At 73.5% G+C, this 14,390-nt stretch carries 14 protein-coding genes and 1 pseudogene; 8 read left to right on the top strand and 7 right to left on the bottom strand.

The annotated features are described in order from the left end of the window. Positions 1-103 precede the first annotated feature (103 nt). Both ACIRQ9_RS16775 and ACIRQ9_RS16780 read left to right on the top strand, forming a co-directional pair. A complete protein-coding gene (locus tag ACIRQ9_RS16775; RefSeq protein WP_404172959.1) occupies positions 104-1,009 on the top strand; it encodes a hypothetical protein in 906 nt (301 codons plus the stop codon). A gap of 56 nt (positions 1,010-1,065) precedes the next feature. Continuing rightward, positions 1,066-1,824 (top strand): class I SAM-dependent methyltransferase, encoded by a 759-nt coding sequence (locus ACIRQ9_RS16780; RefSeq protein ID WP_404172962.1) that lies wholly within the window; start codon positions 1,066-1,068, stop codon positions 1,822-1,824. Here the strand turns inward: ACIRQ9_RS16780 and ACIRQ9_RS16785 are convergent. Together ACIRQ9_RS16785 and ACIRQ9_RS16790 are read right to left on the bottom strand one after the other, a co-directional pair. Then, a complete protein-coding gene (locus ACIRQ9_RS16785) occupies positions 1,794-2,537 on the bottom strand; it encodes a GntR family transcriptional regulator (RefSeq protein ID WP_404172965.1) in 744 nt (247 codons plus the stop codon). The genes ACIRQ9_RS16780 and ACIRQ9_RS16785 overlap by 31 nt on opposite strands. A 120-nt stretch (positions 2,538-2,657) precedes the next feature. Beyond that, on the bottom strand, positions 2,658-3,824 hold the full coding sequence (locus ACIRQ9_RS16790; protein WP_404172968.1) for a serine hydrolase domain-containing protein: 1,167 nt from the start codon (positions 3,822-3,824) through the stop codon (positions 2,658-2,660). Between the two features lie 226 nt (positions 3,825-4,050). Here ACIRQ9_RS16790 and ACIRQ9_RS16795 point away from each other — a divergent pair, with 226 nt between their 5' ends. Beyond that, positions 4,051-4,674, top strand: a complete 624-nt coding sequence (locus tag ACIRQ9_RS16795) for a TetR/AcrR family transcriptional regulator (RefSeq protein ID WP_404172971.1) — start codon at positions 4,051-4,053, stop codon at positions 4,672-4,674. A gap of 22 nt (positions 4,675-4,696) precedes the next feature. After that, on the top strand, positions 4,697-6,253 hold the full coding sequence (locus ACIRQ9_RS16800) for a GMC family oxidoreductase (RefSeq protein ID WP_404172974.1): 1,557 nt from the start codon (positions 4,697-4,699) through the stop codon (positions 6,251-6,253). A 79-nt stretch (positions 6,254-6,332) separates the two neighbouring features. On the opposite strand, the gene ACIRQ9_RS16805 is transcribed toward ACIRQ9_RS16800, so the two are convergent. Together ACIRQ9_RS16805 and ACIRQ9_RS16810 are read right to left on the bottom strand one after the other, a co-directional pair. Further along, positions 6,333-7,769, bottom strand: a complete 1,437-nt coding sequence (locus tag ACIRQ9_RS16805) for an aldehyde dehydrogenase (protein WP_404172977.1) — start codon at positions 7,767-7,769, stop codon at positions 6,333-6,335. Positions 7,770-7,977: 208 nt separating this feature from the next. Continuing rightward, on the bottom strand, positions 7,978-8,898 hold the full coding sequence (locus ACIRQ9_RS16810) for a CDP-diacylglycerol diphosphatase (RefSeq protein ID WP_404172980.1): 921 nt from the start codon (positions 8,896-8,898) through the stop codon (positions 7,978-7,980). A 137-nt stretch (positions 8,899-9,035) separates the two neighbouring features. Between ACIRQ9_RS16810 and ACIRQ9_RS16815 the strand changes: the two are divergent. Next, positions 9,036-9,274: pseudogene (locus ACIRQ9_RS16815) on the top strand (peptidase C39 family protein); the annotation flags it as partial. 152 nt (positions 9,275-9,426) lie between these two features. On the opposite strand, the gene ACIRQ9_RS16820 reads toward ACIRQ9_RS16815, so the two are convergent. Further along, positions 9,427-10,395, bottom strand: coding sequence for an acetylxylan esterase (locus tag ACIRQ9_RS16820; RefSeq protein WP_404172987.1), 969 nt, complete (start codon positions 10,393-10,395; stop codon positions 9,427-9,429). A 130-nt stretch (positions 10,396-10,525) separates the two neighbouring features. Further along, positions 10,526-11,113 carry a hypothetical protein gene (locus ACIRQ9_RS16825; protein WP_404172990.1) on the bottom strand — a complete coding sequence of 196 codons (588 nt, stop codon included), beginning with the start codon at positions 11,111-11,113 and terminating at the stop codon, positions 10,526-10,528. Between the two features lie 267 nt (positions 11,114-11,380). On the opposite strand from ACIRQ9_RS16825, the gene ACIRQ9_RS16830 reads away from it, so the two are divergent. The 3 genes from ACIRQ9_RS16830 (at position 11,381) to ACIRQ9_RS16840 (ending at position 13,902) form a co-directional block, all read left to right on the top strand. Continuing rightward, positions 11,381-12,016, top strand: coding sequence for an isochorismatase family cysteine hydrolase (locus ACIRQ9_RS16830; RefSeq protein ID WP_404172993.1), 636 nt, complete (start codon positions 11,381-11,383; stop codon positions 12,014-12,016). Between the two features lie 216 nt (positions 12,017-12,232). After that, entirely contained in the window at positions 12,233-13,156 is a 924-nt protein-coding gene (locus ACIRQ9_RS16835; protein WP_404172995.1) for an NADP-dependent oxidoreductase, read from the top strand. Beyond that, a complete protein-coding gene (locus ACIRQ9_RS16840) occupies positions 13,153-13,902 on the top strand; it encodes a GNAT family N-acetyltransferase (RefSeq protein WP_404172998.1) in 750 nt (249 codons plus the stop codon). Before ACIRQ9_RS16835 ends, ACIRQ9_RS16840 begins: the two co-directional genes overlap by 4 nt. Here the strand turns inward: ACIRQ9_RS16840 and ACIRQ9_RS16845 are convergent. Beyond that, entirely contained in the window at positions 13,863-14,306 is a 444-nt protein-coding gene (locus ACIRQ9_RS16845; RefSeq protein ID WP_404173001.1) for a MarR family winged helix-turn-helix transcriptional regulator, read from the bottom strand. The genes ACIRQ9_RS16840 and ACIRQ9_RS16845 overlap by 40 nt on opposite strands. Positions 14,307-14,390 lie beyond the last annotated feature (84 nt).

A 14,390-nucleotide genomic window follows, 5' to 3' on the forward strand; every position in this document is an offset into this window, starting at 1 on the left:
TGGTACCAACGGCGGGTGCTGGCGCGGCATCGGATGTCCGCAATCGATAACGGTCGCGCCAGGGACGGGGACGCGATGTCGGGTAATGCCTTATCTTCACGACATGTCCACGCCACCGCAGCCGCCGTCCTCTCCGCAGCAGCCGCCGTCGACTCCCGAGCAGCCCTCGCCGCCTCCGCAGCCGCCGGACCAGCCGGCGGCGCAGCCGCCCCGGCCGACCGCCTACCCGTACCCGAACCCGCAGTCGCCGCCGCAGAACCCCTACGCCCAGCCGACCCCGGTCAACCAGCCCGCGCCGCCCCCGCAGCAGGACAACCCCTACGCCGTACCGCCCGGTTACGGCTATCCGCCGCCGGTCGCGCCACCGCCGGGCGGCGGGAACGCGGCCGGCAGAGCGGTGCTGTGGGCGGTCGTCGGCGCGGTGGTGGCCTCCGCGGGCTGGGCGGCCGCCCTCTTCCTCACCGGCGGTCTCGGCGACGACGCCGACCTGCGCGGCTACCGCGCCCCGGCGAACCTCTGCTCCGGCGCGGACTACTCCTCGTTCAAGGACGAGTACCCCGACGGCGACTCGGCGCCCACGAAGAACGCGCTGAAGGACCCGGCCCTGGACGAGAGCTCCTGCAGCGTCAGCCTCAAGAAGACCGGATCCAGTTACACGGACGCCTACCTCACCCTCCAGGTGGACCTGCACAAGAAGACCGATCCGGGACCGGAGTTCACGGCCGCCTGGAAGAACTACGGCGACAGCCACACCGACTACGACGTGAGCCCGGTGCAGGGCGTCGGCGACGAGGCGTACCTGGTCACCGAGGACACCAGCAGCGGCTCCACCACCAGCGGTTCGCGCTACGCCACGCTCGCGGTGCGGGACGGCTGGATGACGTACACGATGAGCTACAGCGCCTACTTCACGTCGTACGGCAGCGACACCGACCCGCCGACCCTCGACGAGGTGACCGGCTGGCTGAAGACGGACACCAAGTCCACCCTGGAGCAGCTGAGGAACTGACGCCGGGCCCGCGCCTTCTTTGTGCCGGGCGCGGGCGGCTCCCGTAGGCTGGCGCGATGTTCAGCCCCGATGGCCCGAGTCTTCGCGAGCTCACCGTGCAGGCCCTGTCCTCGGTCGAGCGCGGCTACGACCTGCTGGCCCCGAAGTTCGACCACACGCCCTTCCGGACCCCGGACCGGATCCTGGAGTCGGTCGCCGAGGCGCTCGCCCCGCTCGGCCCGTTCGAGGACGGCCTGGACCTGTGCTGCGGCACGGGCGCGGGACTGGACGTGCTGGCCCAGGTGTGCGGGAACAGCGTCACCGGCGTCGACTTCAGCGCGGGCATGCTCGACGTCGCCCGGCGGCTGCCCCCGCCCGACGGGCCGGACGTCCGCTGGGTGCGCGCGGACGCCCGGGCCCTGCCGTTCGGGGCCGCCTTCGACCTGGTCGTCAGCTTCGGGGCGTTCGGGCACTTCCTGCCCGGTGAACTGCCCGGCCTCTTCCGGCAGGTCCACTCGGTGCTGCGGCCGGACGGCGCCTTCGCCTTCCCGGTGCCGGCACCGCCCCGGCCCACCGGCCCCGGGTTCTGGGCCCTGCTCGGTTTCGACGCCGTGATGCGGGTGCGCAACGCCCTGTGGCGGCCGCCGTTCGTCATGTACTACCGGGCCCTCCGCCTCCCCACCGTGCTGCGGGAGCTGGAGCGGGCCGGGTTCGCGGTGGAGCTGCGCGCGCTGCCCGGGTTCGGGCGGCGGGCCGACGGCAGCCCGCGCGCCCGGCTCGTCGTGGCCAGGAGGGCCGGTGCGGGTCAGCCCGCCGCCGGGACCGTGAACTCGTAGACCAGCGTGTCCTGCTGGGCGTCGACCACGAGGTCGGTGATCTCCAGCGGGCGGGCGTACTGGTCGTGCACCCGGCGCGTCACCAGAACCGAGGCCGCGTCCGCGACGTGGCTGATCGAGTCCCGGTGGTGCAGGGTGAGGCCGGCCTTGCGCATCCAGTCGTAGGCCCGGCGCAGCTGGGCGGCGGCCGCGCCGTCGGCCCGGTCCCGGTAGCGGCCCAGCTCCTCCACCTCGGTCAGGGCGACGGCCGAGAAGGAGGTCACCGCCGTGCGCAGGGCACGGCCGTCGGGAGCGGCGGACTCGTAGCGGTGGACCAGGGTCGGCCGGTGCGGGGCGAGCCCCAGGGCCGCCGCGTGTTCCGGTGGCGGCTCCTCCCAGGTCACCGTGGCGCGGTCGACCGCGCCGTGCTCCGTACTGCCGGCGCCCACCGGGAACGCCAGGGAGACCGGGCTCTCCACCGGCCGGCCGTGCAGGGTGGCGTGACTGCCCCGCCGGTCGGTGGCGACCAGGCCGCTGTGCCGCAGCACGTCCAGCGCCTGCCGGACGGTCTCCCGGCTGACACCGAAGTGCTGGGCCAACTGTCTCTCCCCGGGCAGCCGTTCACCCGGCGGGATGGTGCCGGCGCGCAGCTCGCCGAGCAGCTGTGTCGCGATCCGCCCGTACAGGGGCTGCTCTTCGTTCTCGCGGTGGTCGTGGTGGGTGGTGCGGGCCATGCCGCGCCTCCTGTTGGTGACAAGACGTAGCCGTGCGGGCTCATTGCGCGACCAGATCTAGCATTGGTCTAAACCATCAGGGAAGGGCGGTCGGCAGGTTCGGCCGAAACCGGACCGGCCTCACAGGCACGCGTAGAGGGCGGTCACCAGGGCCGTCTTCCGCGGGTCGTCCGCGATCGCCGGCCCCATCCGGTTCATCACGTACCCCAGCGAAACCCCCGCCTCCGGGTCGGCCAGCCCGCAGGAGCCGCCGAACCCGTCGTGCCCGAAGGCGCGCGGGTTCGGCCCGTAGGAGCCGTTCCTGCCGCTGAGCCACACGCCGAGCGCCACCTCGGTCTCGTGCGCGAAACCGGCCCCCAGCACCAGGTCACGGCAGCTGCCCTGGCCCTCGCGCACCCGCTCGGCGGCCTCGGGCGACAGCAGCCGCAGGCCGCCGAACTCGCCGCGCCCCGCGAACACGCCGTACAGCGCCGCGACCGCCCTGGCCGTGCCGTGACCGTTGGCCGCCGGGATCTCCGCCGCCCGCCACTCGGCCGTGTTCGCCGCCGCGGCGCCCACTCCGGGGTTGGCCAGGGCCGCCACCGCCGCCGGCGCCAACTGGCTGAAGATCGCGGCCTGTTCGCTCGCCGACGTGACCCGTGGATGATCCAGGACGGCCGCCCGGCCGGCCTCCTTCTCGGGCAGTCCGACGGTGAAGTCGATGCCGAGCGGACCGGTCACCTCCCGCTCCAGGAACGCGCCCGGCAGCAGTCCCGAGACCCGTCGTACCACCTCGCCGACCAGGAACCCGTAGGTGAGGGCGTGGTACCCGGACCGGGTGCCCGGCTCCCACCAGGGCTCCGTCGCCGCCAGCCGCCCGGTCGTCAACTCCCAGTCGTAGAGCTGCTCGAGGGAGTGCGGCTCGCGCAGACCGGGCAGTCCGGCACGGTGCGACAGCAGATGGCGGACCAGGACCCGCTCCTTGCCGGCCGCCGCGAACCCGGGCCAGTAGTCGGCCACCGGGGCGTCGAGGTCCAGCAGGTGCCGGTCGGCCAGGATGTGCGCGCACAGGGCCACCGGGCCCTTGGTCGTGGACCAGACGTTCACCAGGGTGTCCCGCTCCCACGGCCGGCTGTGATCCGGGTCGGCCCAGCCGCCCCACAGGTCCACGACCGTCTCGCCGCCGACCGTCACCGCCACGGCGGCGCCCAGCTCTCCCCGGTCCCGGAAGTTCTCCTCGAAGGCTTCCCGTACCGCCGTGAAACGCGGCTCGCAGTGACCGTGGACCCGCGGCTCGTGCTCGGACATGCGCCCTCCGTCGTACGCCGGAAACCCGGACCGCGGCACTGCGGTCCTGGCCTCCCGAACGTACCGACTGGTCGGACTGGAGGGAAGTGCGGCGCGGTACCGGGCCCGCGGGCCTCGCCCCGCATGTGGTGGCATGTGCCATCACATGGGTAATATATGAGCAAAAGGGGCAAGATGGCCGGCCTGTCGGCGGCCGACGGTGTTCCCTCCCGGAAGGGTGCCTGTCATGAGGACCTACGGCGGTCTGACCGCGCAGGAGCGGGTCGCGCGGCGGCGGCAGCTCCTCATGGACAGCGCCTTCGAGCTGTTCTCCACCCAGGGCTTCGCCCGCACGAGCATCAGGGCGGTGCTGCGCCGTTCCGGGCTCCAGGACCGGTACTTCGCCGAGAGTTTCGCCTCGCTGGACGAGCTGATGGCGGCCGTCGTCGAGGCCGTCTGGGACGAGCAGCTGCCCCGGATCGCGGCCTGCGTCGGCACCGGCCGTCCGCGCGAGGAGCAGGCCAGGGACGTGCTGCGGGTCCTCGTCGACAACATGATGTCGGACCCGCGCAAGGGCAGACTCCAGCTGATCGAGGCACTGGTGGCGGGCCCCGCCACCGCCCGCGCCCGCCAGCGGGGCCTGCGACGGATGGACGAGATCGTGCGGGCGCTGCTGCACGAGGGGCCGGTCGACCCGCGGACCGACGTCCTGGCGAAGTCCGTCGCCGTGGTGGGCGGCGTGAGCCAACTGCTGCGCACCACCATCGACGGCACGCTCGACCTGACCCAGGAAGCACTGGTCGACGAGGGCGCCTTCCTCTTCGAGGCGGTCGCCAACCACATCACCCCAGGGGCCGCCGGCCGGAAGTGACCGCCGCCGAAAGGACCGTCACATGATGTCGTACCACTATGTGATCGTCGGTGCGGGAAGTGCCGGCTGCACGCTCGCCCACCGGCTGACCGAGGATCCCGAGGCGCGGGTGCTCCTTCTGGAGGCGGGACCGGCCGACGACGCGGACGCCATCCGGGTGCCCGCCCTGTTCAGCACGTTGTTCGGATCGGACGTGGACTGGGGATACGAGCTGGATCCGCAGCCGGACCACCAGGGTTCGGCGTATTTCCCCCGCGGGCGCACCCTCGGCGGGTCCTCGGCCGTCAACCTCATGATCTACATCCGGGGGAGCCGCGAGGACTTCGACGGCTGGGCGGCGGGCGGGGCAGCGGGATGGGACTTCGACTCCGTCCTCCCGTACTTCGTCAGAGCCGAGCGCAACAGCCGGTTCACCGGTCCGCTGCACGGCACGGCCGGTCCGCTGCACGTCGAGGACCGCCTGTTCACCCACGAGCTGTCGCAGGCCTGGACCGAGGCCGCGGCGGACTGGGGGCTGGCGCCCACCGACGACTTCAACGGCGCCTCCCAGCTGGGGTCGGGCAGGTACCAGGTGACCTGCCGCCGCGGCGTACGCTGGTCGGCGGCCGACGCCTACCTGCGGCCCGCCCTGGACCGGCCGGGGCTCACCGTGCGGACGGACGCCGAGGCCACCCGCGTCCTCGTCGGGAACGGCCGTGCCGTCGGCGTCGAGTTCCGCGTGGACGGAGTCCCGCACACGGTCCGCGCCGAGCGGGAGGTCCTGCTCAGCGCCGGCGTGGTCAACTCGCCGCAGTTGCTGATGCTCTCCGGCGTCGGACCGGGCGAGCACCTGCGTGACCTCGGCATCGGTGTCGTCGCCGACCTGCCGGGCGTCGGGGAGAACCTGCACGACCACGTGATGGTGCCGCTGGTGTGGGCCACGCGCGGCTCCACCGACCTTCTGGAGCTGGCCGGTCCGCGGAACATGGAGCGGTGGCGGCGGGGCCTGGGCGGACCGTTCGCCTCCAACGGCGCCGAGGTCGGCGGGTTCCTCTCCGTCACCGGGGGCGGGACGGCGGACGTGCAGTTCATGGGCGGCCCCACCGCCTTCGTCGACCACGGCCGGTTCGCCCTGCCGTTGCCGAACTTCAGCATGCAGACCGCCGTCACCCGGCCGGCCGCCCGTGGCCGGCTGTGGCTGCGTTCGGCCGACCCGGCGGCCCCGCCGCATCTCGATCCCGGGTACTTCACGGAACGGTCGGACCTGGACATGACCGTGGCCGGGCTGCGGGCGTCCCTGGAGATCGCCGCGCGGGAGCCGTTCGCCCGCTACGTGAAGGGCCTCGCCCTGCCCGCCGGTTCCACGGACGAGAAGGCGCTGCGCGCGCACGCCCGGCAGCGGGCGCAGTCGTCGTACCACGGGGTCGGCACCTGCGCGATCGGTGCCGTCGTCGATCCTCGCCTTCGCGTGCACGGGGTGGCCGGACTCCGGGTCGTGGACGCCTCCGTGATGCCCGCGATCCCCAGCGGGAACATCAACGCGGCCACCGTCATGATCGCGGAACGGGCGGCCGACCTCATCGAGGCCGAACCGCGCTGACCCCCGGCGTACGGGGGGACGGGGCCCGGAGCGCGCGGGGCGGCGGCCGTCGGGGAACCCGGGGCCGTACCGGCCGGGTTCAGGGGTGGTAGACCGACTGGAACCGCTGGTGGTGTCCGATCGCCTCGGGTCCCAGTGCGGTGCCGAGGCCGCTCGCCTTCCAGCCTCCGAACGGGGAGGCCGCGTCCGGCTGGTAGCCGTTGACGCCCACCGTTCCGGTCCGCATCCGGCGCGCGATCCGCTCGCCGCGGTCCGTGTCCGCGGTCCACACGGTGCCCGCCAGCCCGTACGGGGAGTCGTCGGCCAGGGCCACCGCCTCGTCCTCGCCGTCGTAGGGCGTCACGGACAGGACCGGCCCGAAGATCTCCTCCCGCCAGATGGTGTGCCACGGTTCCACATCGGCGAAGACCGTCGGCTCGACGAACCAGCCCCGGTCGAGTCCCGGCGGCCGTCCGCCTCCTGCGGTGAGCCGGGCTCCCTCGGCGCGGGCCCCGGCGATGAAGCCCTCGACACGGTCCCGCTGCCGGGCGCTGACCAGCGGTCCGATCCGGGTGGAGGCGCAGAGGGCGTCACCGATCACGGCGGTCCTCGCCATCTGCGAGAAGAAGTCCACCACTTCGGCGTACCTGCGGGCCGGGGCCAGGATCCTGGTGCTCGCGTAACAGGCCTGCCCGTTGTTCACCAGGCAGGACAGGAAGAGCTGCTCGGCGTGGGCGGCGAGGTCGGCGTCGTCGAGGACGACGGCCGCCGACTTGCCGCCCAGCTCCAGCGTCACGGGCCGCAACAGTCGCGCGCAGGCCGCGGCGACGGCCCGGCCCGCGGCGGTCGACCCGGTGAAGGACACCCCGTCCACGCCCGGGTGGGCGACCAGGCGGGCGCCCGGCCCGGAGCCGCCGGGCACGATGTTGATCACCCCGGGCGGGAAGTCCGCCGTCTGCAGCGCCTCGGCGAGAAGGGCCGAGTCCAGCACGGTCTGCGGGGCCGGTTTCAGGACGATCGTGCAACCGGCGGCCAGCGCCGGGGCGATCGTGAAGAAGGCGATGGTCTGCGGGAAGTTCCAGGGCACCACGGCGGCGACGACGCCGAGGGGGACCCGCCTCACGAGCGTGCTGCCGCCGGGGACTCCCGCGCGGCGCTCCTCCGCGGCGGCGCCGCCCGCCAGGGCGGCGTAGTAGCGCAGCAGCGCGGCCGGTGCCATGCCGTCGAAGAACTGGTTGACGGAGATCGGGCAGCCGCTCTGGGCGCTGGAGACCGCCGCGATCTTGCCGCTGAGGGAGTCGAGTTCGTCGGCGAGCCGCGTCATGGCCGAGGCGCGGCGCTCGGGCTCCCACTCCGGCCAGCCGCCGGGTGCGTCGAACGCGGTACGGGCCGCGCGCACGGCGGCGTCGACGTCCGCGTCGACCGCCTCCGGCACCGTCCCCAGCCGTTCGCCGGTGCTGGCGGACGTCACCGTGAGGGTGCCGGTCCCGGCCGGCGGTGTCCACGCGCCCCCGATGAACAGGTGATTCACGTCCATGGCAGGTCCATCTCTCTGGTCCGGGTCTCGGCGAGCGGCCGCCGGTCGGTGTGCGCGCCGGCATGGCGCGCGGCGGCCGACCCGGCTCGATCCGGTGGCGTCACGGATCAAGGACTTGATCGAAGACCAGATTACGCCATCTGAGGGCAATTGTCATCAGATGGCGTAAAAGGGGCATGTGTGGATTTCGGGCCGGAATTCCGGAGGGTCAGGTGTAGACGAGCAGGTAGTCGCAGGTGCTCGTCCCGTCGTGCAGCGACGTGTCGCTGTTGAGGATGTAGAACTCCTGGGCGAAACCGGCGGCGGTCATCTTCGGAACCACGATCAGCGTCTGGTTCGCCATGGTCAGCCCCTGCGGCCGCACCACGTTCTGGTACAGCAGCGTGAAGAGGTTCTGCGAGAGGTTCGGCAGTCTGAGGATGCGGTACGTGCGGTCACCGGTACCGGGAGGGCCCGAGACGGCCGCCTGGTTCGCCGGATCCGCCCAGTGCGAGGGCTGGGTGGCCATGCGGCCCATGGATTCGAGTTCCTGCAGTCGCCGCTGCGTGCTCGGCCGGACACCGGCCATGTGAATGTGCAGCTGGTTGTATTGCCGGGCGCCCTGAGAGTTGATGCCCAGTCCGATATCGGTGTACTGCACCGGGACGCTGCCGCCGCTTCGCGCGGTCTGCCACGCCTCGTTCCAGTAGTTCGGTGCCGCGGGATTCTCGATGAACGGACACTCGATGCCCGTGATCCGGCAGGTCGGCAGCAGCAGGTAGTTGTGGTGGTTCTCCGGCTTCCCGTGCAGCACGACGTAGTTCGCGGTCGTCCTGAGGCATTCGGGCTTGGGCTGCGGAGGCGGCGGGACCGTTCCGTTCGCGCAGTACTGGACGTCCTGCCACAGCGGGTCCTTGTCGGCGGGGCTGCCGCACAGCGACTGCATCTGGGCGGGCGGGCAGGGCGCGGCGCCTCCCGGCGGCGGTGTGGCGCACGAACCGTAGTCGGGATCGGTGGGTACCGGGCCCGTCGCCGCGGCGGCGCTCCCGGCGGCCGCCGTACCGGCCAGGAACGTGGCGGCGCCCATGACGCCCGAGAACCTGACGAATTGACGCCGGGGCATCTCGGTCGGCTTCTTTTCCTCATTCATGGATGGCTCCGATGGTGACGGCCGCAGCCTGGATTCACCGGCGCGTGAGCAGGGGGAATCACCCTGTTCCGGCCGGCCGCTGATTCCTCCACACATTAAGCATTCGTCAGCGCTTTTCCGCTCAACCGAAAGAGTGGTTGTCAGCCCTGGTCGCCCAGGTCCGTGCGGGCGCCCTGGCGGGGCAGGACCTGGACCGTCGCACGGAGCTGACGCTGTGGCGCGGCGCGGCGCGACCAACATCCCCGCGTGCGAACCTGTCGGGCTCCGCGTCGCCGTACGCCGGACCTGGCCCGCCTGCGCCGTGACGGTCCGCCTGGACACGGACCGGCCCGTCCCGCTCGGCCACCGTCCGGAGCCCGAACGGGAGGGGCGCGCCGTGCCGCGGTGACGATCGGCCGCCCCGAGGGGGCCGTAACGGAACGACCACCTCGCGCCCGCGACCGGGAAGACCGGCCGGGTTCGCGCCAGGGAACAGCGTGCCGGCCCTCCTCCGCGCCGGTCAGCGCGACCGCGGGCGCCCCGCCCGGCTCACGCGCGGTCGCGCAGCCAGCGCACCTTCGCCGCCTCGTGGTACGGGCCGCCGCCCTCGTGGTCGTTGAAGTCGTAGACCTCGATCTCCTTGTCCTCGTGGGCCCAGGCGTTGAAGGCCGCGAACACCGTGGACGGCGGGCAGGTCTGGTCCTCCAGCGCCGCCGAGAACAGCGCCGGGGCCCGGCCGCGCGCCGCGAAGTGCACGCCGTCGAAGTAGGACAGGGTGCGCTGGACCTCCGCCGAACGGCCGCGGTGCGTCTTCAGGAACAGGGCGATCTCACGGTAGGGGTGGCGGTCGGTCAGGGTGACGGCACGCGGGAAGTCGCACAGGAACGGCACGTCGGGGGCGACCGCGGCCAGGTCGGGGACCAGGCCGCCGACCGCGATCGTGATCCCGCCGCCCTGGCTGGCGCCCAGCGCCACGGTCCGCGCCGCGTCGGTGAGCGGATGCGAGCGCGCCGCCTCGACCGCCCGGACCGCGTCCGTGTAGACCCGGCGGTAGTAGTAGTTCTCGGGCGCGTCCACGCCCCGCGTCATGAACCCGGGGAAGGACGGCGCGCCGCCCACCGGGTCGGCGGTGCCGCCCCCGCCGCCCCAGGCGCTGCCCTGCCCGCGGGTGTCCATCACGAAGTGCGCCCGCCCGGTCGACGCCCACAGCAGGTTCTCGTGCGCCAGTCCGCGCCCGCCTCCGTAGCCGATGAACTCCACGACGAGCGGCAGCGGTTCGCCGGCTCCGGCCGGCAGCCGCAGCCAGCCCTTCACCGGGTGGCCGCCGAACCCGGCGAACGTCACGTCGTACACGTCGACCGTCGACAGCCCGGTGTCGACCGGCTCGAAGCGGGCGTCGAGGTCGTGTCCGCGGGCCTCCTGGAGCGTCTTGGACCAGAAGGCGTCGAAGTCCTCGGGTGCCACCGACGCGCTGCGGTGCTCACGGAGTTCGTCGACGGGAAGGTCGAACAGGGCCATCGGCAACCGCCTCCGACGAAGGAAATCTGCGGATGATCACACCGTACGCGGACGGGCCGACGCGTCGCCAGGCCCCGGTGCGCCGCCACCGCGGGCCCTGCCACCAGGGCCGGGGGAGCCGCGGGACGTGTCAGGCACGGCCGCGGGTCCAGTCGGGTCCGGTGCGGGCCCACTCCTGTTCCCACTCGGCCAGCCGGTGCCGCAGCGCGACCCGGCGCACGACGCCGTGGCAGAGCAGCACGGCTCCTGCCGCACCGGCCGCCCCGCACAGTCCCACGGTGACCGTGTGCTGCCAGACGGCGACCTCGTCGGGCGGCGGCGGCACGCTGCGTCCGTGCCGGTCGAACCAGACGTCGACCCGGTCGCCGGCCCGGGTGCCGGCCGGCACCCGGGCCGGCGCGGTCCGCGTCCCCCTGCCGGGTTCGGTCCAGCGGACGTCCGTCCGGTACGCGTGCTCCTGGTCGGCGCCCTCCACCGACGGCAGCTGCTCCGGCGCGTCCCCGAGGACCACCGCCCGAACCATGTGCCGCTCGGCCCGCTGGACGGCCGCCACCGACCGCGCCCGCTCGTGGGCCCACAGTCCCGCCACCGCTCCCACCAGGGGCGCGCCCAGGCAGAGCAGGACCGCGACGGCCAGCGCGATCCATGCCTCCACCAGGTCGGACCTGCGCCGCAGCGGGTTGTGCCGCCAGCGCCAGCCACGCACTCGGGTACGCATGTCGACCTCCTCGCCGCCACGGGAGCCGTAGGGCCGGACAGCCGGTCCGCAGCTCCAGCGTGCTCCCCTCGCACGCGGGCGTCCACACAGGTCCGTCACCCCGTCCGGAGCGGCGGGCCCGCCGCTCCGGACGTCAGGGGCAGGGCCGTCCCCGCCCCGAGGCCGGCCCGGGCCGCCCCGCCCCAACAGGAAGAGGGCGAGCCGCGGGCGCGGGTCCGGGGACCACGGGCGGGATCCGCGCCGGGACGGGCCGAGGAAGGACTGGGCATGGCGACACCGGAACCGACCTACGAGCCCGGCCTGACCGGTCTGCTGGTCGTCGACCCCTACAACGACTTCCTCTCCGAGGGCGGCCTGCTCCACGAACGCGCCCGCTCCACCCTGGAGGGGCTGGACGTCGTCGCGCACATGCGGCAGGTCCTCGACGCCGCACGGTCGGCCGGTGTCCAGGTCTTCGTCACCCCGCACCACCGCTGGCGGGAGAGCGATCCGTACGGCCACTGGAAGACCATGCCGCCCGTGCAGGCGGCCGCGGCGCGGGGGCGGACGTTCGCCGACGGAACCTGGGGCGGCGGCTTCCACCCCGATTTCGAACCGCGTCCCGGCGAGATCGTCGCCCAGGAACACTGGCTGTCGAGCGGGTTCGCCAACACGGACCTCGACCTCCAGCTCACCAAGCACGGCCTGCGCAAGGTCGTCCTGATCGGGATGCGGGCCAACACCTGCATCGAGTCCACCGTCCGCTTCGCGGCGGAGCTCGGCTACGAGGTCACGGTGGTGAAGGACGCCATCGGCAGCTTCGGGTTCCCCGAGCTGGAGGCGTCGTTGCGGTTCACCCTGCCCGCGTACGCGAGCGCGATCGTCCCGGCCGAGGACGTCGTCGCGAAGCTGGCGCGGCCGTGACCGGTGCCGGGGGCGCGGACGGCGCGGACGGCTGACGACTCGCCGCCGGGACGCCGCCCGGACCGCGCGCGGGGTGTTCCGGCCCAGGTCAGGCCACCGATCATTGCGGCCGTATGAACGATTCACGGGTGGGGGAATAGCGTCCGGGCGATCGTCCTTGGCCCAGAGTGCCGGTTCCGGGAGACCGGAGACAGCATCCGAGAGCGAGGAAGAACGATGCCCAAGGCGTACGTCTACACCAGGCACGGCGGACCGGAGACCGAGGCGTTCGCCGACGTGGACCGGCCCGTTCCCGGCCCTGGTGAGCTGCTGATCGCGGTACGGGCGGCGGGGGTCAACCCCGTCGACTGGAAACTGCGCGGCGGTTTCCGCCGCCCCGGCGAGGGCGAGGCACGGTTCCCGGAGGTGCTCGGCAGCGAGGCCGCCGGAGTCGTCGTGGAGGTCGGCGAGGGCGTGAGCGGGTTCGCGGCCGGCGACGAGGTCTTCGGCAACACCGCCGGCGGCGCGTTCGCGCAGTACGCCCTGCTCACCGCATCCGTCACCGCGCACAAGCCGGCCGCCCTGTCCTTCACCGACGCGGCCACCCTCCCGGTCGCCGCGGCCACCGCCTACGACGGGGTGCGCCAGCTCGGCCTGCCCGAGGGCGCGACCCTGCTGGTGACCGGTGCGGGCGGCGGGGTCGGCGCGGCCGCCCTGCAGATCGCCCGCGCCTGGGGGCTGCGGGTGGTCGGCGTGGCGAGCGAGGCGAAGAAGGACTTCGTGGAGTCGCTCGGCGCCGTGCACGTGCCGTCGGGACCGGGCCTCGCGGAGCGGCTGCGGGCCGCCGCGCCCGAGGGCGTGGACGCGGTGTACGACCTGGTCGGCGGCGAGGTGCTCGCCGAGGCCGCGGACCTGCTCGCGGACCGCACCAGGCTGATCACGGCGGGGGCGGCGCCGGACACCGTGGCCGCGCTGGGCGGCAGCCGGGTCGAACGGGCCCGTACCGCGGCCGTCCTCGACGAGGTGGCCGAACTGGTGGTGGGCGGTGAGCTGGACCCGTTCGTGTCGCGGACCTTCCCGCTCGACGAGGCGGGCCTGGCGCTGCGCGCCGTCGAGGACGGGCACGCCCGCGGCAAGATCGTGATCGAGGTCTCCGCATGAGCGTCCCGGGCCCCCGCGAGGGCGCGCCGCACATCCTGGACAACCCCGCCCTCGCCTCGCTCACCGGCCCGCACGCCCGCTTCGCCGAACGGCGCGGCCGCATCCTGCGCTACCCGGTCGACGTCTCCCCGTGGCTGGCGCTGCCGGACGACGTCGGCGCCGACGACTGGGCCGACCTCGCCGCGCTGTCCGGGCCGGGCACGGAGGTCGGGCTGCCCGGCTACCGCGGCGACCTCCCGGACGGCTGGGAACTCACCATGAACGTCCCGGGCGTGCAGCTGGTCGACGACGGCATGGACGTCGCCCCGGAACCGGAGGCGGTCCGGCTCGGGCCCGCCGACGTGCCCGAGATCCTCGACCTCGTCGAGCGGACCCGGCCGGGCCCCTTCCTGCCGCGCACCGTCGAACTCGGCACCTACCTCGGCATCCGCCGGGACGGCAGGCTGATCGCGATGGCGGGGGAGCGGCTGCACCCGCCGGGCTGGACCGAGATCAGCGCGGTCTGCACCGATCCCGCGTACCGGGGCGAGGGCCTGGCGACCCGGCTGATCCGGGCGGTCGGACACGGCATCCGGGCCCGCGGCGAGATTCCGTTCCTGCACACCGGCGCCGGGAACACCACCGCGATCCGGCTGTACGAGTCCCTGGGCTTCCGGCTGCGCCGCCGTACCGCCTTCCTCGCCGCCCGGGTGCCGCAGCCGCTCGGTCAGTCCTCGCCGGTCCCCGCCGACGTGCCGGCGTTGTAGCGCTCCAGGTACGCGGCGAACCTGACCAGGTCCTGCTCCGGCCAGTCGGCCAGCCGCTCCCGGAACGCGGCGCGGCGGCTGCGGGTGACCTGGGCCAGGATCTCCCGCCCGGCCTCGGTGAGGCGCAGTACCTGGACCCGGTGGTCCGCCGGGTCCAGGCAGCGCTCGATCAGCCCCGCCCGTTCCAGCGTCCCGACCTGCCGGCTGACGGTGGACTTGTCCAGCGCGTAGTGCGCCGCCAGGTCGGTCGACCGGCAGCCGCCGCGCTCCTCCAGATGCCCGAGGAGCGTGTACGACACCAGCGACAGCTCCGGGTGCATGCGTCCGGCGGACGCGCGGGCCCGGCGCGCGAAGGCCGTCATCTCGCGCTGGATGGTCTCCACGGCCACCTCGGCCGCCGTCATGGCCGAACCCTCGACGGCGGCACCTGCACCAGCCGCATCCTCACGGGAATTCCTCCTCCGACGCTCTAGTTGTATAGTACAACT

It is taken from the genome of Streptomyces sp. NPDC101237, assembly GCF_044767465.1.
Classification (GTDB): Bacteria; Actinomycetota; Actinomycetes; order Streptomycetales; family Streptomycetaceae; genus Streptomyces; species Streptomyces gramineus.